Annotated in this window: 23 protein-coding genes; 16 read left to right on the forward strand and 7 right to left on the reverse strand. The window is 35.2% G+C overall.

The window, feature by feature from the left end; genetic code table 11:
• Positions 1-13 precede the first annotated feature (13 nt).
• Both B0A80_RS04760 and B0A80_RS04765 read right to left on the reverse strand, forming a co-directional pair.
• Positions 14-478 (reverse strand): FKBP-type peptidyl-prolyl cis-trans isomerase, encoded by a 465-nt coding sequence (locus B0A80_RS04760; RefSeq protein ID WP_070907474.1) that lies wholly within the window; start codon positions 476-478, stop codon positions 14-16.
• A 164-nt stretch (positions 479-642) separates the two neighbouring features.
• Positions 643-2505 carry an ABC-F family ATP-binding cassette domain-containing protein gene (locus B0A80_RS04765; RefSeq protein ID WP_070907473.1) on the reverse strand — a complete coding sequence of 621 codons (1863 nt, stop codon included), beginning with the start codon at positions 2503-2505 and terminating at the stop codon, positions 643-645.
• Positions 2506-2663: 158 nt separating this feature from the next.
• Here B0A80_RS04765 and B0A80_RS04770 point away from each other — a divergent pair, with 158 nt between their 5' ends.
• Together B0A80_RS04770 and B0A80_RS04775 are read left to right on the forward strand one after the other, a co-directional pair.
• Complete coding sequence (locus tag B0A80_RS04770) at positions 2664-3806, forward strand: helix-turn-helix domain-containing protein (protein WP_089076602.1); 1143 nt, start codon at positions 2664-2666, stop codon at positions 3804-3806.
• 60 nt (positions 3807-3866) lie between these two features.
• Positions 3867-4712, forward strand: a complete 846-nt coding sequence (locus tag B0A80_RS04775) for an alpha/beta fold hydrolase (protein ID WP_089076603.1) — start codon at positions 3867-3869, stop codon at positions 4710-4712.
• Between the two features lie 50 nt (positions 4713-4762).
• Here the strand turns inward: B0A80_RS04775 and B0A80_RS04780 are convergent, their stop codons facing one another.
• Positions 4763-5728, reverse strand: a complete 966-nt coding sequence (locus B0A80_RS04780) for a hypothetical protein (protein ID WP_089076604.1) — start codon at positions 5726-5728, stop codon at positions 4763-4765.
• A gap of 159 nt (positions 5729-5887) precedes the next feature.
• Here B0A80_RS04780 and B0A80_RS04785 point away from each other — a divergent pair, with 159 nt between their 5' ends.
• Complete coding sequence (locus B0A80_RS04785; protein WP_089076605.1) at positions 5888-7306, forward strand: undecaprenyl-phosphate glucose phosphotransferase; 1419 nt, start codon at positions 5888-5890, stop codon at positions 7304-7306.
• Positions 7307-7312: 6 nt separating this feature from the next.
• On the opposite strand, the gene B0A80_RS04790 is transcribed toward B0A80_RS04785, so the two are convergent.
• Entirely contained in the window at positions 7313-8050 is a 738-nt protein-coding gene (locus tag B0A80_RS04790) for a tyrosine-protein phosphatase (RefSeq protein WP_089076606.1), read from the reverse strand.
• A 115-nt stretch (positions 8051-8165) separates the two neighbouring features.
• Between B0A80_RS04790 and B0A80_RS04795 the strand changes: the two genes are divergently transcribed.
• Positions 8166-9350, forward strand: coding sequence for a DUF5009 domain-containing protein (locus tag B0A80_RS04795; RefSeq protein ID WP_089076607.1), 1185 nt, complete (start codon positions 8166-8168; stop codon positions 9348-9350).
• Positions 9351-9470: 120 nt separating this feature from the next.
• Here B0A80_RS04795 and B0A80_RS04800 read toward each other — a convergent pair whose 3' ends face one another.
• Together B0A80_RS04800 and B0A80_RS04805 are read right to left on the reverse strand one after the other, a co-directional pair.
• A complete protein-coding gene (locus tag B0A80_RS04800) occupies positions 9471-9860 on the reverse strand; it encodes a hypothetical protein (RefSeq protein WP_089076608.1) in 390 nt (129 codons plus the stop codon).
• Positions 9861-9872: 12 nt separating this feature from the next.
• Positions 9873-10454 (reverse strand): hypothetical protein, encoded by a 582-nt coding sequence (locus B0A80_RS04805; protein WP_089076609.1) that lies wholly within the window; start codon positions 10452-10454, stop codon positions 9873-9875.
• Positions 10455-10673: 219 nt separating this feature from the next.
• Here B0A80_RS04805 and B0A80_RS04810 point away from each other — a divergent pair, with 219 nt between their 5' ends.
• From B0A80_RS04810 to ftsY, 10 genes are all read left to right on the forward strand, one after another.
• Entirely contained in the window at positions 10674-11837 is a 1164-nt protein-coding gene (locus B0A80_RS04810; RefSeq protein WP_089076610.1) for a glycosyltransferase family 2 protein, read from the forward strand.
• Between the two features lie 84 nt (positions 11838-11921).
• Positions 11922-13235: a dihydrolipoamide acetyltransferase family protein gene (locus tag B0A80_RS04815; protein WP_089076611.1), complete on the forward strand. Its 1314-nt coding sequence runs from the start codon at positions 11922-11924 to the stop codon at positions 13233-13235.
• A gap of 217 nt (positions 13236-13452) precedes the next feature.
• Positions 13453-14223 carry a 3'-5' exonuclease gene (locus B0A80_RS04820; RefSeq protein WP_017495175.1) on the forward strand — a complete coding sequence of 257 codons (771 nt, stop codon included), beginning with the start codon at positions 13453-13455 and terminating at the stop codon, positions 14221-14223.
• Between the two features lie 90 nt (positions 14224-14313).
• Positions 14314-14925: a fumarylacetoacetate hydrolase family protein gene (locus tag B0A80_RS04825; RefSeq protein WP_089076612.1), complete on the forward strand. Its 612-nt coding sequence runs from the start codon at positions 14314-14316 to the stop codon at positions 14923-14925.
• Positions 14925-15269 (forward strand): Hpt domain-containing protein, encoded by a 345-nt coding sequence (locus B0A80_RS04830; protein WP_017495177.1) that lies wholly within the window; start codon positions 14925-14927, stop codon positions 15267-15269. The genes B0A80_RS04825 and B0A80_RS04830 overlap by 1 nt, the downstream gene beginning before the upstream one ends.
• Positions 15270-15394: 125 nt before the next feature.
• A complete protein-coding gene (locus B0A80_RS04835; RefSeq protein WP_089076613.1) occupies positions 15395-16648 on the forward strand; it encodes a CinA family nicotinamide mononucleotide deamidase-related protein in 1254 nt (417 codons plus the stop codon).
• A gap of 71 nt (positions 16649-16719) precedes the next feature.
• Complete coding sequence (gene rpmB, locus B0A80_RS04840) at positions 16720-16956, forward strand: 50S ribosomal protein L28 (protein WP_008468080.1); 237 nt, start codon at positions 16720-16722, stop codon at positions 16954-16956.
• 27 nt (positions 16957-16983) lie between these two features.
• Entirely contained in the window at positions 16984-17166 is a 183-nt protein-coding gene (rpmG, locus tag B0A80_RS04845) for a 50S ribosomal protein L33 (RefSeq protein ID WP_017495179.1), read from the forward strand.
• A 50-nt stretch (positions 17167-17216) separates the two neighbouring features.
• Positions 17217-17369: a DUF4295 domain-containing protein gene (locus B0A80_RS04850; protein ID WP_008468081.1), complete on the forward strand. Its 153-nt coding sequence runs from the start codon at positions 17217-17219 to the stop codon at positions 17367-17369.
• Between the two features lie 168 nt (positions 17370-17537).
• The gene (gene ftsY / locus B0A80_RS04855) at positions 17538-18491 is read left to right on the forward strand and encodes a signal recognition particle-docking protein FtsY (protein ID WP_017495180.1); all 954 of its coding nucleotides are present in this window, start codon (positions 17538-17540) and stop codon (positions 18489-18491) included.
• Between the two features lie 271 nt (positions 18492-18762).
• Here ftsY and B0A80_RS04865 read toward each other — a convergent pair whose 3' ends face one another.
• On the reverse strand, positions 18763-19833 hold the full coding sequence (locus tag B0A80_RS04865) for a serine hydrolase domain-containing protein (protein WP_089076614.1): 1071 nt from the start codon (positions 19831-19833) through the stop codon (positions 18763-18765).
• 265 nt (positions 19834-20098) lie between these two features.
• Here B0A80_RS04865 and B0A80_RS04870 point away from each other — a divergent pair, with 265 nt between their 5' ends.
• On the forward strand, positions 20099-20539 hold the full coding sequence (locus B0A80_RS04870; protein ID WP_089076615.1) for a hypothetical protein: 441 nt from the start codon (positions 20099-20101) through the stop codon (positions 20537-20539).
• Positions 20520-20816 carry a DUF721 domain-containing protein gene (locus B0A80_RS04875; RefSeq protein WP_017495184.1) on the forward strand — a complete coding sequence of 99 codons (297 nt, stop codon included), beginning with the start codon at positions 20520-20522 and terminating at the stop codon, positions 20814-20816. The genes B0A80_RS04870 and B0A80_RS04875 overlap by 20 nt, the downstream gene beginning before the upstream one ends.
• The last annotated feature ends 144 nt before the right edge of the window (positions 20817-20960 follow it).

Consider the following 20960-nt stretch of genomic DNA (forward strand, 5'->3'; position numbering starts at 1 on the left):
TGTCAATTGATATTTACTTGTTTACTTTTAGTAGTTTAATATCAAAAATAAGAACAGCACCTCCCGGAATTCCATCAGTTCCGCCACTTCCGTAACCTAAATGAGACGGAATTAATAAAGACCCGCTTCCGCCTTCTTTGAAGTAAGGAATACCTTCTGTCCAGCCTTTGATTACTCTGTCCAGCGGAAAAGAAATCCCTTCGGTTTTACTTTTATCAAATACTTTACCATTGGTAAAATATCCTGTATAAGCTACAGTTACATTAGACGAGGCTGTAGGTTGGGCTCCTGTTCCGGGCTCATTGATAATATAGTATAAACCTGTAGTGCTTTTTATAGCGTTTAATTTGTTTTTGGCAATATAGTCCGTAATCTCTTTTTCATTTTCAACAGTATAGTCTGTTTTTTTATTTTCTTTATCACTATTGCAAGAGATGAATAATGTCAATGCAAGTAGTGAAGTTAAAAGGTATTTCATAGAATAATAATGTAATATGGGGTTAATAAAGTCGCTAATATAAAAAATACTTACTATGCTTTTTTTGTTGCACAAAGATTCACAAAGAAAAACAAAGATTCACAAAAGAAAAATAAAGCTTGGTGTAGCTCTGCGTTTCTTCTTTGTGAATCTTTGCGGAATAACTATCCTTCAATCTTAGCCGAAAGCTCGAACCAGCGTTCTTCTTTCTGATCGATTTTGTTGATGATGTTTTGTAATTCGTTTGCCTTTTTCTCGATATCAGCATCGGCAACTTTTCCGTCAGAGAATAATTGTTCGATTTTAGTCTTTTCGATTTCTAAATCTTTGATTTCTCTTTCCAGTTTCTGATATTCTTTTTGCTCGTTGAAACTTAGATTTCCGGTTGGATTGTTTTGCTTCCAGTCTTTCTTTTCGGCCTTATTTTCTTCTTTTTGAGCCACATCGGCACTGTCTTCATAGGCTCTGAAATCAGAGTAGTTTCCGGGGAAATTTTCGATTTCACCTTGTCCTCTGAAAACAAATAAATGATCGACAATTTTATCCATGAAATAACGGTCGTGCGAAACTACCAGTAAACATCCCGGATAATCCAATAGAAAGCTTTCTAAAACGTTTAGCGTCACAATATCTAAATCGTTTGTAGGCTCATCTAAAATTAAAAAGTTAGGATTCTGAATCAGAACGGTACATAAATACAAACGTTTTAACTCTCCACCACTTAATTTGTCAACGTAATCGTATTGTTTTTTGGCGTCAAAAAGAAAACGCTCCAATAATTGTGAAGCCGATATAATTTTGCCTTTAGCTAACGGAATATACTCTCCGTATTCTTTAATAATATCGATAACTCTTTGTCCCGGTTTCGGATTGATTCCGCTTTGCGTGTAATAACCAATTTTGATGGTGTCACCTTTTACAACGCGCCCACTGTCCGGTGGGATCGTTCCCGTAAGAAGATTTAGGAAGGTTGATTTTCCGGTTCCGTTTTTACCAATAATTCCAATTCTCTCGCCACGCTGAAAATCAAAACTGAAATTGTCCAGAATAACACGGTCTTTGAATTTTTTAGAAAGTTTGTGAAGCTCAATAATTTTGCTTCCCATACGTTCCATATTAATTTCAAGTTCTACTTTATTTTCTTTACGACGGCTTTGTGCTTTTTCTTTGATCACGTAAAAGTCATCCTGACGAGATTTCGACTTTGTAGTTCTTGCCTTAGGCTGACGGCGCATCCATTCCAATTCTTTAACGAATAAGTTTTTGGCCTTGTCAACACTGGCATTTTCAGAAGTAATACGTTCTTCTTTTTTCTCTAAATAGTAAGAGTAATTTCCTTTGTATTGGTATAATTTCCCGTTATCAAGTTCGATAATTTCGTTACAAACACGCTCTAAAAAGAAACGGTCGTGCGTTACCATAAAAAGCGTAATGTTTTCTTTGGCAAAATAACTTTCCAGCCATTCGATCATTTCCAGATCTAAGTGGTTGGTTGGCTCATCCAAAATCAATAAATCAGGACGATTGATCAAAATGATCGCCAATGAAAGACGTTTCTTTTGTCCACCCGAAAGATTTTTTACTTTTAATTTAAAGTCTTCCAGTTTTAGTTTGAATAAAATCTGCTTGTATTGTGTTTCAAAATCCCAGGCATTGTGCTGATCCATTCCGTCAAAAGCTTTTTGGTAAGCTTCTTCGTCATTTGGATTCTCTAATGCTTTTTCATAAGCCTCAATAATCTTAAGCGTTTCATTATCGGAAGCAAAAATGCTTTCTTCGATAGTCAATTCGTCCTGTAGGTTATTGTCCTGAGAAAGAAAAGCCATTCGGATGCCTTTTCTTAGAACTACCTGTCCTGTATCGGGTTCGTCCAAACCATTAATAATGCTCATAATGGTCGTTTTTCCGGAACCATTTTTGGCGATGAAGGCAATTTTTTGATCTTTATTGATTCCAAAAGAGATGTTTTCGAATAAGGTTTTTTCGCCAAATGATTTGGATATGTTTTCTACAGATAGGTAATTCACTTTGTATATTGTAAGTTATAAATTATGAGTTATGAGTATTTTAGAAAACATAACTTTTTGCAAAAGTAAACTTTTATCTTACGATTTGCGAATTGTTAATCTTATTTAAGTTGAGTAAGACAAACTTAATTACTTAGATTTGTGATCAAAATTGTTTTATGTACTCGATATTCAATGCAATAATTTGCGGTGCAGCATTTTTACTGACATTTATAATTTTTGTAAATCAAAATAAGATCAATATAAAAGCCAATCGCTGGTTTGGATCTTTTATCGGCTGTATTTTTTTAATCGTACTTGAAAATGTTATTATAGACGGCAAAATACTCAGAGAAGATGATATTCTGAATCAATTAATAAACATCTCCAGTTTTGTTGTTGCTCCGGTATTTTATCTAAGTATGAGCTATTATATCGAGCCAGTTAGAAAATGGAAAGCAATGGATTATTTGCATTTTAGTTTCGCTTTCCTCGTTTTTATTCTTCTTATGAGTTCCTGGGTAATAGACGATAACCATAACCCTGAAGATATAAGTCCGGAAATTGTACAGAAAACGATAGCCATATTTAATTTTATTTTCAGCCTGTACGTTTTTATTTATTGTTTTCTGGCTTATCAAAAAATTGTTAAACATGAAAAAACGATTAAACTTTTAAATTCTACTTCTGAGAATCTGGATTTAAAATGGTTGAAAAATATTATTGTCGGCGTTATTTTTATCACGATTTTTTGGATTCTGGATATTGTGTTTCAAATTTCGGAGGGAAACAAAACTTTTGATATTCTAACAAGTTTGATCTACTTTCTAAGTATTCTTTACATCACGTATTACTGGCAGAAGCAAAAAGAAATTTTCCCTTATTCATTAAAAGAGAAAGAAGAAATAGAAAATATTATTGTTGAAACTTCTCTTCCGGAAAGCAAAAGAAAACAATTACTGACTCCTCAAGAATTGGAAGAACAAAAAAGCAGGTTGTTGCAATTAATGAATACCGAAAAACCTTTTTTAGACTTTGATTTGAGCTTGGTAAAATTGGCTTCTTCTATGAATGTATCGACACATGTTCTTTCCTATGTAATCAATAACGGATGCAATGAAAATTTCTATCAATTTGTAAACAGATATAGAATTGAAGAAGCAAAAAAACTTATGGCCAATTCTGAAATGGATCGTTTAAGTTTACTTGGAATTGGATTTTCTGTAGGTTTTAATTCAAAAACTGTTTTTAATACCACATTTAAAAAACTGACCGGACAAACCCCCTCAGAATATAAGAAACAAATAGGTTCTGCTTTATAAACCCGAACGACCAGCCTTTGTTTTTAAGAGATTTTTGCTGAAAATTTTAATCTTAAAGAAATGAAATCAGCAAAAAACAGTATCGTAAAAATGGGTCTAAGTTTATTCTTTGTATTTACTTCATGCGACAAAGACAGTGACACTTTAAAGAATGACAAGGAAACAGTAAAAGAGACAAAAGTCGATTTAGGGACTCATAAAGTAATGACTTATTCGATTATTCATAACACAAAATATTTGATTGTTTTTGAATCCGGACTTGGAGACGGACATTCGGTTTGGGACGAAAAAAAAATACCTGCACAATTAAACGCCAAATTAGATATTGTAAGTTATGACAGAGCCGGTTATGGGAAGTCTGAAAAAGATTCAAAACCAAGAAATATAAATCAATTAAGAAGTGAACTCGAAACTGTAATTAATAATTTTTCGAATGGTAGAAAAGTTATTCTTGTCGGACATTCGCTTGGTGGAATGATTATTAGAGATTATGCGGTTAAAAATCCTTCTAAAGTTGCCGGATTATTATTTATAGATCCATCGCATGAATATTACAATCAGCCTTCGCAAGAGGAGGAGGATATGCTTTGTAATCTTTTTAAGACAAACTTTGGAGAAAATTTTGGAGGAACACTCGAAGCCAGAGAAATAATAGAAGATTCTCAATATATGGCGACACTTCCACATTTGCCAAATATTCCAGTAATTGTAATTTCGAGCTTAAAAGTCGATGCCTCTACTTCTGAATCAGATAAACAAAAATGGTTTAAGGCGCATGAATTATTAAAAGAAGGAGTTTCTGATTTTACACACGTTTCCACTACAAAATCCGGACATTACATTATGTACGATGAGCCAAATTTGGTAATTGATAATTTTAATTTGCTTTTATCTAAAATTAAATAAAAAGGTTTTGCGGGATTTGCTTTTAATACAAAATAAATTCCGCAAAAGTTTTATTGATGAATATAGGAGTTCAGCAAAGAACTCAAATCAAAATAATGAAGCTGCTGTGGTACATTAAGGATTGGTTTTCGAACCAGAGCTTCATTGGTTAAGTAATAATGAAGACCGTCATGAGTTGCAATTCCTTCTATTTGATGAAAGGGAAGTTTTAGATGGATTCTTCGTTTGTTTCCCGACAGAAAATCAGTGTTTTTGAAATCGTATAAAAGGTATAAAAAGGGTTTGCCAAGTTTCGAGTATCCACAAAGAACAATTGTTTTTTTAGACGCTATATAAGTTGCTCCGGTTACCAGACCTTTCGTGTTTAAGGAATGTTTTAGTCGTGCAACGTGAGATTCCGCCTGGTTAGGCAAAACGTAAATATTGGTTTTCGATGTTTTCCATTGTTTGGTAAACAAATAAATACTGTCTTTGGACACGATGAATGCCTCGCAGTCAAAATTAGCAGTGTTTGGTTTTTTTGCAGAAAAATCAGTTTGGTCGGCATATTGAAAGGAAATTTTTTCAATTGCCGGATTTCCTTCCAGGAACGATTTTTTCTCTATTTTTAAAATGTTTAGATCGGTTCTGTTACCGGAGAGATTGTTCCCGAAATCACCAAGGTATATAAAAGAGCTGTCTTGTGAAATCTCTTCCCAGTCGTGATTGATGGTCTGTTTCAGAACAACTTTTTTTTGAATTCTTCCCAATGAATCCAATCCGTAAATTGTGGTGTCGTGATCATCGTTGTGTGTCCAAAGCAACTTGTTAAAAGCAATTAACCCCGAGGTTTCTTTGATAGAATCGCTGAGGAGTTTTGAATACTCCGGTTTTAGATGGATATTTTTATAACTGCAACTTCCGTCGTTAACGGTTACATTGGGATTGTAATTTTTGGAAAGAGGATCAGTACAGCCTGAAACCTGCGCATGGGCAAAGGGCAGCGTGAGAAAAAAAAATAAAATTATCTTAATCATGGTCTGCAATATTAAATTTGCATGACATAAAAGTAAACTTTTAAAGATAGATTTTAAATAATGCTGAAAGATATAATTAAAAGACTATTTTGCACTATTAATTTTTAACTGATTTTTAATCAGGTTTTATTTCGCTTAAAGTAAGAATAAGTCCAAAGTATGGAAATTTTACAGAAACTGTCGCATTATCGTTTTTCGCGCTATTTCAAGCTTTTATTTGTTTGCGTTGATGTTGTGTTGTTAAATTTGGCAACTGTACTTTCTGCACTGACAAGATTTGGTGGTTTAGATAAGCTTTTATCAAAGGAAGAGCGTACAGTTTCATTATTGGCAATTTTAATTTGGGTAGCCTTATTGTTTCAAAATGATTCCAATCGAAGCGTAAGAGTAGAACCTATCGAATCAATATTGGTCAGAACTGTTAAGAAGTTAGTGATTCATGCTGCTTTGATTTCCATTTTTGTGGTGTATCTCAAATACAATGACATTTCAAGACTCAGACTACTTTCTTTTTATTTGATTTTTTTTGGATTACTGATGATCTCGCGCTATTTGTCCATGAAACTTTTAAAGTACATCAGAAGTCGTGGGTATAATTTTAAAACATTTATTATTGTCGGAGCAAACGAGTCAGGAGAAAGAATACGTAAGATACTCGCAAAAGATCTGACGTATGGTTATAAATTTTTAGGTTTTTTTGATGAGAAAAGGGATTCCTCAATTATTGACCCTGCTAACATACTAGGCGATTTTAATGCTATTCATAAGTTTGTTGTTGAGAGAAAGGTAGACGAAATGTATGTGGCACTGCATATTGATCAAATTGAGATCATAAATAAACTCACACAGATTTGTGAGCAAAACATGGTGCGTATCAAGTTTATTCCCGATTTTCAGCTGTACACAAAATCCAGTAAGGTAGAAGTAACGTTTTATGAAAATACTCCGGTTTTGATGTTTCGGACAGAACCTTTGGAGTTTGCCGTGAACCGACTGATAAAAAAAGTATTTGATGTTGTTTTTTCACTTTCTGTAATCTTGTTCGTGTTTCCGTGGCTGTTTCCTGTCATTATGCTGATCATTAAAATTGAATCGCCGGGACCTGTATTTTTCAAGCAGGAAAGATCGGGGCGCGACAACCGGTCGTTTATGTGTTATAAATTCAGGAGTATGCGTGTGAATCGTCTGGCTCATAAAAAACAAGCTGAGAAAGGAGATAGCCGTGTTACGAAATTTGGTTCTTTTATTCGTAAAACCAGTATTGATGAGTTGCCACAGTTTTTCAATGTTTTTCTGGGAGATATGTCGGTTGTAGGGCCAAGACCTCATATGGTGAACCTTGCCAAAGAATACAGCGATTTGATTAATAATTACTTAGTGCGTCAGTACGCCAAACCCGGAATTACCGGCTGGGCACAGGTCAATGGCTATCGCGGTGAAACCAAAGAATTGGTTGATATGGAAAACAGAGTGGAATATGATATTTGGTATATCGAGAACTGGAGCCTGATGCTGGATATTAAAATCATTATAAAAACGATCATCAACATCGTAAAGGGAGAAGAAAACGCCTATTAGTACGCTCTAGAATTTAAAAAACTGATTGTTAGCAATGACTTCTTTTAAGTTGGCAATACTGTCGATTTTTATTTTCTGATCAAAAGCTCTGATGTGATTCATGTGATGCACATCGGTTCCGGTAAAATCATACATTCCCTTTTTAAGAAGTTCTTCAGCGGTTTTACAAATGTACTCTCCATAATAGCCCACTACGGCCAACAAATTTAATTGAAACAAACACCCCGCCTTTTTTAGTTTGTGATATTCATTAAAATCTTTTCGATAGTATACATAACGTTCCGGATGTGCCAGAACCGGAATATATCCTGCCACCTGTAGTTCAAAAAGAGTTTTATACAAATGGATAGGAGCGTTTTGATAGGAGATCTCTACCAGTACATAATTATCTTTTAAAGGGAGAAGCTTTTCATTTTTAAAATGATTTTCAAACCAATCATCGATAAAATATTCTGCAGCAGCCTGAAAAGGAATTTGAATGTGGTTTTCTTCTAATAAAAGTTTAGTTTCTTCCTGTTTTGCAGTAATAATCTGAGCCGAATTATTCCAGACATAATGATTGATATGCGGAGTGGTGGTAAATTGTGAAACTCCCATTTCCTGAAACGCGCGGACAAGTTTTAGGGTATCGGTTATGGTTTTTGCGCCATCGTCAATTCCGGGTAATACATGTGAGTGAATATCAACGTAAGGATCAGAAAGCAGATCTTTTAAAAGAGGTTTTGATTTAAAAAAGGATAACATGTTGCAAAAGTATGCAAATAAGAAGAATTTGTGATGGATTAATTTTAATGAAACTAATACAATTGGTCATTTCATAAAAATATTATATTTGAGATTCCTAAAAATCTAACCATTTATGAAAGTAAAAGAAAATTTATACAATCAAAGGATCATTTCGATAGATGCTTTACGCGGAATCACAATTTTTGTTATGATTTTTGTAAATGAACTGGCCAGTGTTGTAAATGTTCCTCAATGGATGAAACACATGCCGGCGGATGCTGATGCGATGACTTTTGTAGATTTAGTTTTTCCGGCTTTCTTGTTTATTGTTGGAATGTCAGTTCCGTTTGCATTTAATGCCCGATTGATTAAAGGAGATAGCGCAAGAACGATTTGGACGCATACCTCAAAAAGAGCTTTGGCTCTCATCATTATGGGAGTTTTTATGGTCAATGCATCCGACGGTTATGATGCTGAACAAATGATGATTACACCTGCACTCTGGGGATTTCTGGCCTACGCAATGCCAATTCCAATTTGGAATAAGTATGGCAAAGATTTTCCGGTTGGGTTAAAAAGCATACTTCAGTATGGAGGAATAGCAGTACTGATAACGCTTTACTTTTTATATGTCCAGATTGATGGTACTATTGGTATGACGCCTCAATGGTGGGGAATTCTGGGGCTAATTGGCTGGGCGTATCTTATTTCAGTAATTTATTATTGGCTGGTTTCAGGCAAATTGTGGACAATGATTGTCTTTTTAATAGTATGTGTTTCTCTAAACTCCGCTAATTTGACCCAAAGTTTACATTTACCGGAGTGGCTGCGTTTTATCGCCGGACATTTAACACACGCCACCTTGGTAACGGCAGGAATAATAATCTCATTATTGTTTTTTGATCGAAAAATCGAAAAGAAAATCAACTGGCCTGTAATTGGGTTCATTGTTTTATTTTTCTCATTCGGATTTTTTCTGCGTCAATATTATGGAATTTCAAAAATACAGGGTACTCCTGCTTGGACATTGTTGTCAGCCGGAATTTGTACGGTTTTGTTCTATTTTCTGTATTGGCTTATGGAGCTTAAAAAACAAACCCAATGGAGTAATTTCTTTATGCCCGCTGCTGCAAATCCGCTACTGATTTACATTTTACCGGGTGCTATTTATTATTTCTGCAAAGCTTTGAATATTCATATTATTCCGGGTTATTTTCGTGAAGGAGTTCCGGGGATCATCTGGTCGCTGGTGTTTTCGACGATCATGCTTTATGTGATGAAAATATGTAACAAGTACAAGATTCAGCTGCATTTGTAGAGGGAGGGGATTTTCAAGTTTTAGGTTTCAAGTTTCAGGTTTCAAGTTTCAAGTTTTAGTTTTTGGGTGCAGTAGGAACCTGAAACTTGAAACCTGAAACCCTTCAACAAAAACAAACGCTCAGCGTACCCTTTTAAACGAAATCGGTCCCGTTCTGTTTTTGTTGTCGATAAAAGTGCCTTCCAGTGTATTTCCATCTTCAGACAAGATCAGAGTATGTGTTCCCTGATTTGCCCAGCCCTCAATAGGTAAGGTGACCTCTACTGTATAAACAATGGTGTTTCCGGTTCTTTTTCCTATGCCGCTTTCCACAAATTTTTGCCCTTTCCATTCCAGGTAATGTGAGAAAATAACCTTCCCGTTTTGTTCCGATACGATGGCAATAGCATTCTGTACGCCCGGATTAATGTCTTCCCAAACGCCGTTAATATCGATTTTTTTCGATTGACTATAGCTGTTATTTGAAAAGAACAGAACAGTAAAAAGTAAAAGACAAAGTTTTGTTTTCATATTTCTTAAAGATTAAAGAGTAACTGATTTTATTTCTAAAAAAGCTCCCGAAACCGGATGGTAATTCACAAAGTTGAATTTGCATAAATTATGAATGTTCAGAAGTTTTCCGTTTGGAAGACCGTCCTGTCTGAAATCCGTCCATTTAATTGTGATTGTTTTGAATTTATTAGGAGAAGCAGGTAAGTCAACTCTTGGGTGAGATCCACCATGTATGCAGCCGGTTCCTTCTTCGTTTCCTTCGCGCGCCTGAAGTTTGATGAGGTGAGAAGATTTATACGTAATGCTCACAAATTTAGAAGCATCTGATAAATTGGTCGGAGCACCGTCATTAGAATCAGAAGGTGTAATCAGAACATTCAGTTCAATTTCACCCGATGGATTGTCTTTTGCTGTGACTTTTACAATCCCTTTTTCTTGCCGAACCTGGTTTATGGTTTCCTGACTCTCAACAGCAGGGCCGGCAATATACCACGTAGCGGTTTGGACTAAATTTATTTTTGGGCTTTTAAAAAGGGTAAAGGCAGATAATAGAAAAATGATACTTGTTAGTACGAGTAAAGAAGGAACTTTAATTGGAGTTTTGATTTCCATGCAGAAGTTTTTTAATCAAAAATATGCTTTTTTGAATTGCATTGCTGTTTTTCTTTCGGATTCAGTCAGAATGTTTCAAGTTGGTTTTTTACTCTGGTCTTAGTTTTTCGAGTTAGAAATCTGGTGACTTATTTTGATGTTTGTAAAATCGACTGATCATTATCATCAGGATTGGCTGAAAATTTCTAACTTTCCAAAAAATCTATTTCGTTATTTTTCATGCAATTATCGGTTATTATTCTCAATTATAATGTGCGTTACTTTCTGGAACAATGCGTTTTAAGTGTTCAGGAAGCTATTTCGTCACTTGATGCAGAAATTATTGTGGTCGATAATAATTCGTCAGACGAGAGTTGTTTGATGATGAAAAGTAAGTTTCCAACTGTAAAACTGATTCAGAATGATACCAACTTTGGTTTCCCAAAAGGGAATAATATTGGAGTAGCGGAGGCTCGAGGAAAGTACGTTTGCATTCTGAATCCCGATACTGTTGTTGCTGAAAATACATTTAAGAAAATCCTGAATTTCGCTGACAGACAAGTCAATTTAGGAATTGTGGGTTGTAAACTAATCGATGGTACGGGAGCTTTTTTACCCGAAAGCAAACGCGGAATTCCAACTCCCTGGGTAGCTTTTACCAAAATTTTCGGACTGTATAAGATCTTTCCAAATTGGAAATGGTTTAATCAGTATTATGCCCAGCATTTAGGTACAAATGAAAGTGGGAAAGTTGATATTTTAGTGGGAGCCTTCATGTTAATGACGCGTGATTTGTACGTTGAATTAGAAGGTTTTGACGAAGAATGTTTCATGTATGCCGATGATATTGACTTGTCGTATCGGGCACTGCAAAAAAAGAAATCGAATTATTATTTTCACGGAACGACCGTTTTGCATTATAAAGGAGAAAGTACGGTAAAAGACGAAAAATACATGAAACGTTTCCAGGAGGCGATGAATTTTTTCTATCAGAAGCATTTCAGAAAATCATGGTTTTTTGAATTTTTCATTCAAATTGGTATTTGGTTCTTTTCGTTTGTAAAAATGTTTCAGGGAAAAACAAAATCAAAACCCTTACCTGAAAGCGTCATTTTTTACTCTTCAAATCGAATTTTGTCTGAAAAATTACCTGAAATTCTAAAAAATAAAGTTCGCTTTTTAGATTTCAAAAAAGAAAAAATGGTAAATTCGTGCCAGCTTTTTGAGGGTAAAAGAGTTGAGATTATTTTGGATAATCAGTATGTTTCATTCAAAAAATGTATCAAAATCATAGAAACTCTTAAAGATAAGAACATTACTTTTAAGATTTTCCCCAAAAATGCAAATTTTATTATTGGGAGTAATTCACGGAATGACAGGGGGCAAATCGTAAAAATCGAGTAAAAAATTATATTAAGTGTAATTTATATTCAAAATATTCAGTAATTTCGCAATCTGAAAATCAAAATCACCTTTTAGATTAACAATATGGCAAGATTTGAATTGAAACTTCCTAAAATGGGAGAAAGTGTCGCTGAAGCAACTATTACAAACTGGTTGAAAGAAGTTGGAGACAAAATTGAAGCTGATGAAGCAGTACTGGAAATCGCAACCGATAAGGTTGATAGTGAAGTACCAAGCGAGGTATCAGGAGTTTTGATTGAGCAATTGTTCGGTAAAGACGATTTGGTTCAGGTAGGACAAACTATTGCAATTATTGAAACAGAAGGTGATGCACCGGCTGTTAAGGCAGTAGAGACCGCTGCTCCGGCAGAAGTTACTGAAATCGAAAAAACTATCGAAGTTGCGAAAGATGCTGTAGCTGCACCGCAGGATTTTTCAGGATCGGATAAATTCTTTTCTCCATTAGTAAAAAATATTGCTAAAGAAGAAGGTATTTCTGTTGCTGAATTAGAAAGTATTGCAGGTTCAGGTAAGGACGGTCGCGTAACAAAAGAAGATATTCTAAAATATATTGAAACCCGTAAATCAGGTGTTCAGGCTCCGCAAGCAGTTGTAGAAGCTCCAAAAACAGTTCAGCCTGTAGCTCCGGTTCAAAAAAGCCAGCAAGCTGTTCCGGTATCTGTAAACGGAGGCGATGAAATCGTTGAAATGGACAGAATGCGTAAGCTGATTTCAGGTTACATGGTAGCTTCGGTACAAACTTCGGCACACGTACAATCGTTTATTGAAGTAGATGTGACTAACATTGTAAAATGGAGAGATAAAGTAAAAAGTGCTTTCGAGAAGAGAGAAGGTGAGAAGCTTACGTTTACTCCAATTATGATGGAAGCGGTTGCTAAAGCTTTAAAAGATTTTCCTGGAATGAATATTTCTGTTGATGGTGAGTACATCATCAAAAAGAAAAATATAAATTTAGGTATGGCGGCAGCTTTACCAAACGGAAACTTAATTGTTCCGGTAATTAAAAATGCAGATCAGCTGAATTTGGTTGGAATGGCCAAAGCGGTGAACGATTTAGGAAACCGTGCAAAAGCTGGAAAACTAAAACCGGACGATACGCAAGGCGGAACTTACACGGTGACTAATGTTGGAACTTTCGGAAGTGTTTTCGGAACTCCAATTATCAATCAGCCGCAAGTTGGAATCCTGGCTTTGGGAGCTATTCGCAAAGTACCTGCGGTTATCGAAACTCCGGAAGGAGATTTTATCGGAATCCGTCAAAAAATGTTCTTATCACATTCTTACGATCATAGAGTAGTAGATGGTGCTCTGGGAGGAAGTTTTGTGAAAAGAGTAGCTGAATATTTAGAAGCTTTTGATGTGAACAGAGATTTTTAAATTCTGTTTTAAAAATAATTTGAACCCGGGAATTTGGATAAATTCCCGGGTTTTTTGTTTTGTAAGAAAAGGTTAAGAAAACAAACAGATGCCGACTTTGAGAATCCATTTAAAAGTTAAAATCGCTGGATTGCGGCCCTTTTTGTTTAAAAAAGTCAAGAATAGAAGAGGAATTTCGGCTTTAAAAATTACATTTGTAATCTTATAAAAATTAAAAATGGAACTCAAACTCAACAAACCAATTTGCTTTTTTGATCTTGAAACAACCGGAATTGATATCGGTAAAGATCGAATTGTAGAAATTTCGATATTCAAAGTTTTTCCAAACGGAAATAAAGAAAGTAAAACCTGGTTAGTGAATCCTACGATTCCAATTCCGCCGCAAACAACTGCTGTTCATGGTATCACAGATGAAAAAGTAGCAAACGAGCCTACTTTCGCAGAATTGGCGCCACAGGTTTATAATATGATTAAAGACAGTGATTTGGGCGGTTTTAATTCAGATCGGTTTGATATTCCGTTATTAGCAGAAGAATTGCTGCGTGCCGGAGTTGATTTTGATATGAAAAACAAAGTTTCGGTAGATGTGCAGACGATTTTTCATAAAATGGAAGAGCGTACTTTAAGTGCTGCATTGAAATTCTATTGTGGAAAGAGTCTGGAGAATGCACATTCTGCAGAAGCTGATACAATGGCGACCTACGAAATCCTAAAAGCACAATTAGACCGTTATCCGGAATTGGAAAACGATATGAAATCGTTGTCTGAATTTACCACCCGTAAAAAAATCGCTGATTTTGCCGGAATGATTGCTTTTGATAAAGACAACGAAGAAATTTTTACTTTCGGAAAACACAAAGGTGCTAAAGTGGAGAAAGTCTTAGAAAGTGAGCCTGGCTATTTCAGCTGGATTCAAAATGCCGATTTTCCTTTGTATACCAAAAAAGTACTTACGGCTATTAAATTAAGAAAGTTAAATACGAAGTAAGGCTCTGAGTCCCTAAGGCTCTAAGGTGCTAAGTTTTTTGCATAGTTTCTTAGAGCCTTAGTGGCTTAGAATCTTAGAATCTATAGAAAAATGAAAATCATCTGTATCGGTAGAAATTATACCAATCATATTGAAGAGCTAAAAAACGAGCGTCCCACAGAACCGGTGGTCTTTATGAAACCGGATTCGGCAGTTTTATTGAAACAGCATCCGTTTGTAATCCCCGAATTTTCTGAAGAAATTCATCACGAATTAGAAGTAATTGTTAAAATTAGTAAGGTTGGAAAATACATCGAACCTAAATTTGCACACAAGTACTATGACGAAATTAGTGTTGGAATTGACTTTACAGCCAGAGATTTACAGGAAAAATTAAAAGAGAAAGGATTGCCGTGGGAAAAAGCAAAAGCTTTTGATGGCTCTGCGGTTATTGGAGAGTTTTTGCCAAAGAGTGATTTTGTTTCGATGGAAAATCTTACATTTGAGCTGACGAAAAATTCTGAAACCGTTCAAAAAGGAAATACGAGTTTCATGCTTTGGAAAATTGATGAGCTTGTTTCGTATGTATCGCAGTTTTTTACATTAAAAATTGGAGATATTATTTTTACAGGAACACCGGAAGGTGTTGCTGCGGTTAAGCCGAATGACGTTTTAGAAGGCTTTTTAGAAGATAAAAAATTATTCAGAATACAAGTAAAGTAATGGCTTTAAAATACAACCTTTCGAAAGTATATGCGCTTTCAGACAATGATCCGGAATTTGTAAATGAAATTCTTAAATTGTTTGTTACGGAAGTTCCTGAAGATTTAAAACAAATCAAAGAAGGGATTAAAAAGAAGGATCATAAGTATGCCTATTCTTATGCACATAAAATAAAACCTACATTGGACTTAATGGGGTTGAATGTTGCTTTTGAGGAAATTCTTCAGGTAGAAGCCTGGACCAAAGCCGAAGGCAAGAAAAAAGAAATTATCGAAACTTTTAAGAGTATTAAGTTACAGGTAAAAGAAGCCATCAAAGAGATTAAAAAAGACTTTGATGTGTAAATCTTTGATGTGATTCTTTTTTTTTTTGCAAAAGCAAGCCGTATCTGGCATTCGTATAAAATCACGGCAATAATATTCTTTATTATAATAATTGGACTTACGATAAGTAAAAATAATTCACAGCTATGAAAGCAAGCATTATTACTATTGGAGATGAAATTTTAATAGGTCAGATTGTAGATACTAACTCGGGTTTTATTGCAAAATCACTGGATCGCATTGGTGTCGAAGTTCATGAAATGATTTCGATAAGTGACGATAAAAAACATATTTTAGACACATTTGCCCAACTGCAGAACAAAGTTGATCTGGTTATTGTAACCGGTGGTTTGGGGCCTACAAAAGATGACGTTACAAGAAAAACTTTTTGCGAGTATTTTGAGGATGAGCTGGTGATGGATGCTAAAGTTTTGGCTCACGTGACAGAGTTAATTGAAGGTTTTTACAAACGTCCAATTTCGCAGTTAAATAAAGATCAGGCTCTGGTTCCTTCTAAGTGTACCGTTTTGCACAACAAAGTGGGGACGGCTCCGGGCATGTGGATGAAGAAAGAAGACACTGTTTTTGTTTCGCTTCCGGGAGTCCCGTATGAAATGAAGTATTTAGTCGAAGAAGAAATAATTCCTAAAATAATTCGCGAGTACAAACGTCCGTATATCATTCATAAGACAATTTTGACTTATGGTCAGGGCGAGAGTTTAGTTGCGGAACGTATCGAAGACTGGGAGAATAATCTGCCGGAATTTATCAAGTTGGCCTATCTGCCCAATCCCGGGCGAGTGCGTTTGCGCTTGTCGGCGAGAGGAACCAATAAAGAAGAGCTTGAAGCTGCAATTGAAGAAAATGTAAAATCTTTAGATGTTATAATTCATGATATCATAGTGGGTTATGAGGAAAACGAAACTATTGAAACGGTAATTGGAAAAATTTTAACCAAACAAAATAGAACGATCTCAACTGCCGAAAGTTTTACCGGAGGAAAAATTGCCTCCATTTTGTCGGCAATTCCGGGAGCTTCTGCTTATTTTAAAGGCAGTGTGGTTTCCTATGCAACAGAGGCGAAGGTCAATGTTCTTGGGGTTTCGCAGGATTTGGTTGACAAGTTTTCGGTGGTAAGTGCTGAGGTTGCGTCGGCTATGGCTTTGAATGTGAAGGAGATGCTGAAAACAGATTATGCAATTGCGACAACCGGGAACGCCGGACCGACAAAAGGAGACTCTCAAGCTGAAATTGGAGCTGTTTTTATCGCTTTAGCAACTCCGGAGGGTATAATCGTAGAAGAATTCAACTTTGGTCAACCCCGTGAAAAAGTGATAGATAGAGCAGTGAATAAGAGTTTAGAAATTTTGAAGAAAGAAATTTTAAAAATTGTGCAATAATTTTTTGCTACAATGGTTTATTTTTCTTTTCTTTGCACCCTGATTTTGAATAACGATAAAAGTAAAGTATAATGTCAAGAGTTTGTGACCTTACAGGTAAAAGAGCGATGGTAGGAAATAACGTTTCTCACGCTATGAACAAAACTAAGAGAAAGTTTTCTGTAAACTTAGTTAAAAAGCGTTTTTATCTTCCAGAAGAAGATAGATGGATTACTCTTAGAGTAGCAGCATCTACGATAAAAACAATTAATAAAAATGGAATCACTGCTGTTTTGAAAAAAGCACAGTCAGAAGGATTTATCAAATAATCTTTTCCTAAATAAATATATAGCAAGATGGCAAAGAAAGGTAATAGAATCCAGGTGATTTTAGAATGTACTGAACACAAGACTTCTGGTGTTGCAGGTACTTCAAGATACATAACAACTAAGAACAAGAAAAATACTCCGGACAGATTAGAGATTAAAAAATTTAATCCAATCTTGAAACGTGTAACTGTTCATAAAGAAATTAAGTAATTAATTAGAGATTTTTATTTAAATTAAAAATTTCAAATAACATTTGAATCATGGCAAAGAAAACCGTAGCATCGTTACAAACATCTTCTAAGAGATTATCAAAAGCCATCAAAATGGTAAAATCTCCTAAAACTGGTGCATATACATTCGTAGAATCTATTATGGCTCCTGAAGAAGTTGATGAGTTCTTGAAAAAGAAATAATAACAATCACAGTATATAGAAAAGCTACTTTCATTCGGAAGTAGCTTTTTTATTTTTTATATTTGTCTAAAATTTAAAGAAACATGACTAATTTTAAGTTTCTTTAAAGATTAAAGATTATTTGGGTTTTATTATCCCATAATCTAAAAAACTAACAACCTATAAAAAATGAGTTTTTTTAAAAAATTATTCTCTACTGATAAGAAAGAGACTTTAGACAAAGGTCTTGAAAAATCAAAAACTAGTTTTTTCTCCAAGTTAAGCAAAGCTGTTGCGGGAAAATCTAAAGTCGACGATGATGTTCTGGATGATCTGGAAGAGATTTTAGTAGCTTCTGATGTTGGAGTAAACACAACGCTGAAAGTAATCTCCAGAATCGAGAAACGTGTTGCTGCAGATAAATATTTAGGAACAGATGAACTGAATCAGATTCTTCGCGAAGAAATAGGTGCTTTATTGTCTGAAACCAATACAGGCGAAGCAACGGAATTTGAGATTCCAAAAAATAAAAAACCATACGTTTTAATGGTTGTAGGAGTTAATGGAGTAGGTAAGACTACTACAATTGGTAAATTAGCGTACCAGTTTAAAAAATCCGGTTATAAAGTCGTTTTAGGAGCTGCCGATACTTTTCGTGCTGCTGCTATCGATCAATTGCAGGTTTGGGCAGACCGTGTAGATGTTCCAATTGTGAGACAAAATATGGGGAGTGATCCTGCTTCTGTCGCTTTCGACACGCTGCAATCTGCCGTAGCGCAAAATGCCGATGTGGTGATTATAGATACAGCCGGACGTTTGCACAATAAAATCAATTTGATGAATGAGCTTACAAAAGTAAAACGTGTCATGCAAAAGGTTGTAGAAGATGCTCCGCATGATGTACTTTTAGTTTTAGACGGTTCTACAGGGCAAAATGCTTTCGAGCAGGCCAAACAATTTACGGCTGCCACCGAAGTGACTTCTCTTGCTGTAACTAAACTGGACGGAACAGCCAAAGGCGGTGTGGTAATTGGGATTTCTGACCAGTTTCAGATTCCTGTAAAATACATCGGTGTTGGAGAAGGAATTGAAGATCTTCAGGTCTTTAATAAGTATGAATTTGTAGATAGTTTTTTTAAATAATTTATAATGGGTTTCGAATCTTTAAAAAATATATCAGCGATAGCTTTTTATTTTGCCAGTGTGATATGTTTTGTTTTAGCAAATGTATTGAAAGATAGTAATCTTTCGGTTTATTATGCTTTGCTGGTAATCGGAATAGTTTTATTCTTTTTAGGAGTTTTTAAAAGAATGCGAACTAATCGTTAATAGTATCACACAGATATTATTTCAAAAAAATAACAAGCTTTAAATAGTAATGTTTTCGAAAGCATTTCTATTTAAAGCTTTTTTATTACTGATACAAAGCATTAATTTTCTCCCATAAAGTTTTGTCAAAATCCGATAAAGCAAGATTAACATTGTCTGCAGCGTCTCCCATTCTGATAACTACCATTTTTTTACCGGGTATGACATATATTTTTTGGTCATTTTTACCTAAGGCCATAAACATATCGGTTGGTCCGCTTGGGATTATACTTCCCTGAAAAGTAAGTTGTGATTGTGGTAAGTGATAAGAACTTTTTCCGTTCAGCCACCATAAATAACCGTATCCTAAATTGATATTCTGAGAAGTTGTGGTTGCTTCATTAAAATATGCCTCGTTGAGTATTGTGTTGTTTTCCCATTTTCCTTTGTTCAGCATTAAAAGTCCAAAACGCGCCATACTTCTGGAGGTACTGGTGTAAACACTATTGGCGCCAATTTGTACCCAATTTCCATTCATCCCGATTTTGTCTCTTAATTTGGTGTTGAAATAATTTTCCCAGCTTTGTGCGCTTGCTTTTGCAACAACATCTTGTAGTTTTACATAAACATTGTGATAGGCCCATCTTGTTCCTGCATCGGCTTTATAGACTAGATTAGCAGGATTTACATCGTCTGTGCTGTCATCGAGCCCGGAGGTCATAGTCAATAAATGTTTACAGGTGATTAAATTTTCTTTGGGTAAAGTTTCACTTGTCCATCCTTCTCCCAAATACTGAGAAACTTTATTATTGATAGTAAGCAAATTTTCTTGTTGGGCAATTCCTGTAACAGTAGAGGTTAATGTTTTTCCGGCGCTGGCCCAATACCAATTGGTAGTTGCCGAATGCCCGTTAAAATAGTTTTCTAAAACAATTCGCCCGTTGACCAGTATAATGAACGACTTGGAATGTTTTAGTTCCAGATAATCTAAAAGCGGCTGAACAGCAGCCTGATTCCATTTAAGATCAGCGATTGACTTTGTTTCCCAGTTTGTTCCGGTTATTGGAGGGAAATACATGTTTTCTGCGGGAACTGTAATTGGTTCTGATTCAGATGAATCTTTGCTGCAGCCTGTTAAGAGGATAGCAATCAGTATGGTGTAAATAGCTTTGGTCATGCTTTTTTATTTTGGTTTGAGGTTTGACCAGAAAGATATAAAATAGTTTAAATGGTTTTGTGATTTTTTGCTTCTTATGAGGTTTTTAAGTTTAACTTTGCAGGTTCATCTTTCTTTTGAAAAGAGAAATTTTAGTCCACAGGAAAACGGTGTTTTTTTTGGTACTATTTACTGTAAAAATGAAGTAACATGACCGATAATTGTTTTTTTTGGGCGGGATCTTTTTCAGGAGAAAAGGGAAAAATAGAATTTTAAAAATTATAGTATGAAAAACACTTTTATGATTTTGGTTTTATCGCTTTTGTTAATAAGCTGTAAACAAGAAATTAAACCTGCTGATATTGCAAAACTGAATGGATACTGGGAAATTGAGAAAGTAGTTTTTGATAAAGGGGAGGACAAAGATTACGGAATGAACGAAAATTTCGATTATTTCAATATCAAAGGAACTAAAGGAACACGAACCAAGGTGATGGCGCAGCTGGATGGAACTTTTTTAACAACAGATACTTTTGAAGATGTATCGGTTCGATTTAAAGGAGATCAGGTTTTCCTGGATTATAAAACAGATTATGCAAAGTGGAGTGAAGAACTGATTTCTATTTCTGAGGAGACTTTTGTAGTAAAGAACGATCAGAATAAAGAATATCATTATAAAAAAACCGGACCAGTAAATTTATTAAACGATGGCAAAAAGACTAAATAGTGAAAGCACGATTGGAGCTGTTTTGCAGCAGATTATCCAAGTGAATAAGTTAGGTGCCGGAATGGACCAGATTGATGTAAAAGAGGCCTGGAGGCAGTTGATGGGGAATGGTGTGAATACGTATACCAAAAATGTTGTTCTGAAAGGAAGTACATTGTATGTCGAGCTGGGATCGGCAGTTTTGCGTGAAGAATTAAGTCACGGTAAAAGCAAGATTGTAAAAATGATCAACGAGGAGTTAGGTCGTGAGGTGGTGAAAGAAGTTGTTCTTCGTTAGATTTTTTAGACTGGCTTAGACTTCTTAGATTTTTAGATGTTAGATTTTGGCTGGGATGTTATAAAAGAAAACCCGTTTCATTTGAAACGGGTTTTCTTTTATGCCTTTTCTAAGATCTAAGAAGTCTAACATCTAAAAATCTAA

The sequence above is a fragment of the Flavobacterium tructae genome (assembly GCF_002217475.1).
GTDB classification, from domain to species: domain Bacteria; phylum Bacteroidota; class Bacteroidia; order Flavobacteriales; family Flavobacteriaceae; genus Flavobacterium; species Flavobacterium tructae.

What these genes read in the sequence shown, in the direction of transcription:
- B0A80_RS04800 (WP_089076608.1), bottom strand. Translation starts at nt 9,860, where the DNA reads ATGAAAACAAAACTTTGTCTTTTACTTTTTACTGTTCTGTTCTTTTCA.
- B0A80_RS04810 (WP_089076610.1), top strand. Translation starts at nt 10,674, where the DNA reads ATGCAATTATCGGTTATTATTCTCAATTATAATGTGCGTTACTTTCTG.
- ftsY (WP_017495180.1), top strand. Translation starts at nt 17,538, where the DNA reads ATGAGTTTTTTTAAAAAATTATTCTCTACTGATAAGAAAGAGACTTTA.
- rpmG (WP_017495179.1), top strand. Translation starts at nt 16,984, where the DNA reads ATGGCAAAGAAAGGTAATAGAATCCAGGTGATTTTAGAATGTACTGAA.
- B0A80_RS04780 (WP_089076604.1), bottom strand. Translation starts at nt 5,728, where the DNA reads ATGATTAAGATAATTTTATTTTTTTTTCTCACGCTGCCCTTTGCCCAT.
- B0A80_RS04825 (WP_089076612.1), top strand. Translation starts at nt 14,314, where the DNA reads ATGAAAATCATCTGTATCGGTAGAAATTATACCAATCATATTGAAGAG.
- B0A80_RS04770 (WP_089076602.1), top strand. Translation starts at nt 2,664, where the DNA reads ATGTACTCGATATTCAATGCAATAATTTGCGGTGCAGCATTTTTACTG.
- B0A80_RS04850 (WP_008468081.1), top strand. Translation starts at nt 17,217, where the DNA reads ATGGCAAAGAAAACCGTAGCATCGTTACAAACATCTTCTAAGAGATTA.
- B0A80_RS04775 (WP_089076603.1), top strand. Translation starts at nt 3,867, where the DNA reads ATGAAATCAGCAAAAAACAGTATCGTAAAAATGGGTCTAAGTTTATTC.
- B0A80_RS04865 (WP_089076614.1), bottom strand. Translation starts at nt 19,833, where the DNA reads ATGACCAAAGCTATTTACACCATACTGATTGCTATCCTCTTAACAGGC.
- rpmB (WP_008468080.1), top strand. Translation starts at nt 16,720, where the DNA reads ATGTCAAGAGTTTGTGACCTTACAGGTAAAAGAGCGATGGTAGGAAAT.
- B0A80_RS04805 (WP_089076609.1), bottom strand. Translation starts at nt 10,454, where the DNA reads ATGGAAATCAAAACTCCAATTAAAGTTCCTTCTTTACTCGTACTAACA.
- B0A80_RS04790 (WP_089076606.1), bottom strand. Translation starts at nt 8,050, where the DNA reads ATGTTATCCTTTTTTAAATCAAAACCTCTTTTAAAAGATCTGCTTTCT.
- B0A80_RS04815 (WP_089076611.1), top strand. Translation starts at nt 11,922, where the DNA reads ATGGCAAGATTTGAATTGAAACTTCCTAAAATGGGAGAAAGTGTCGCT.
- B0A80_RS04785 (WP_089076605.1), top strand. Translation starts at nt 5,888, where the DNA reads ATGGAAATTTTACAGAAACTGTCGCATTATCGTTTTTCGCGCTATTTC.
- B0A80_RS04835 (WP_089076613.1), top strand. Translation starts at nt 15,395, where the DNA reads ATGAAAGCAAGCATTATTACTATTGGAGATGAAATTTTAATAGGTCAG.
- B0A80_RS04830 (WP_017495177.1), top strand. Translation starts at nt 14,925, where the DNA reads ATGGCTTTAAAATACAACCTTTCGAAAGTATATGCGCTTTCAGACAAT.
- B0A80_RS04875 (WP_017495184.1), top strand. Translation starts at nt 20,520, where the DNA reads ATGGCAAAAAGACTAAATAGTGAAAGCACGATTGGAGCTGTTTTGCAG.
- B0A80_RS04870 (WP_089076615.1), top strand. Translation starts at nt 20,099, where the DNA reads ATGAAAAACACTTTTATGATTTTGGTTTTATCGCTTTTGTTAATAAGC.
- B0A80_RS04760 (WP_070907474.1), bottom strand. Translation starts at nt 478, where the DNA reads ATGAAATACCTTTTAACTTCACTACTTGCATTGACATTATTCATCTCT.
- B0A80_RS04820 (WP_017495175.1), top strand. Translation starts at nt 13,453, where the DNA reads ATGGAACTCAAACTCAACAAACCAATTTGCTTTTTTGATCTTGAAACA.
- B0A80_RS04795 (WP_089076607.1), top strand. Translation starts at nt 8,166, where the DNA reads ATGAAAGTAAAAGAAAATTTATACAATCAAAGGATCATTTCGATAGAT.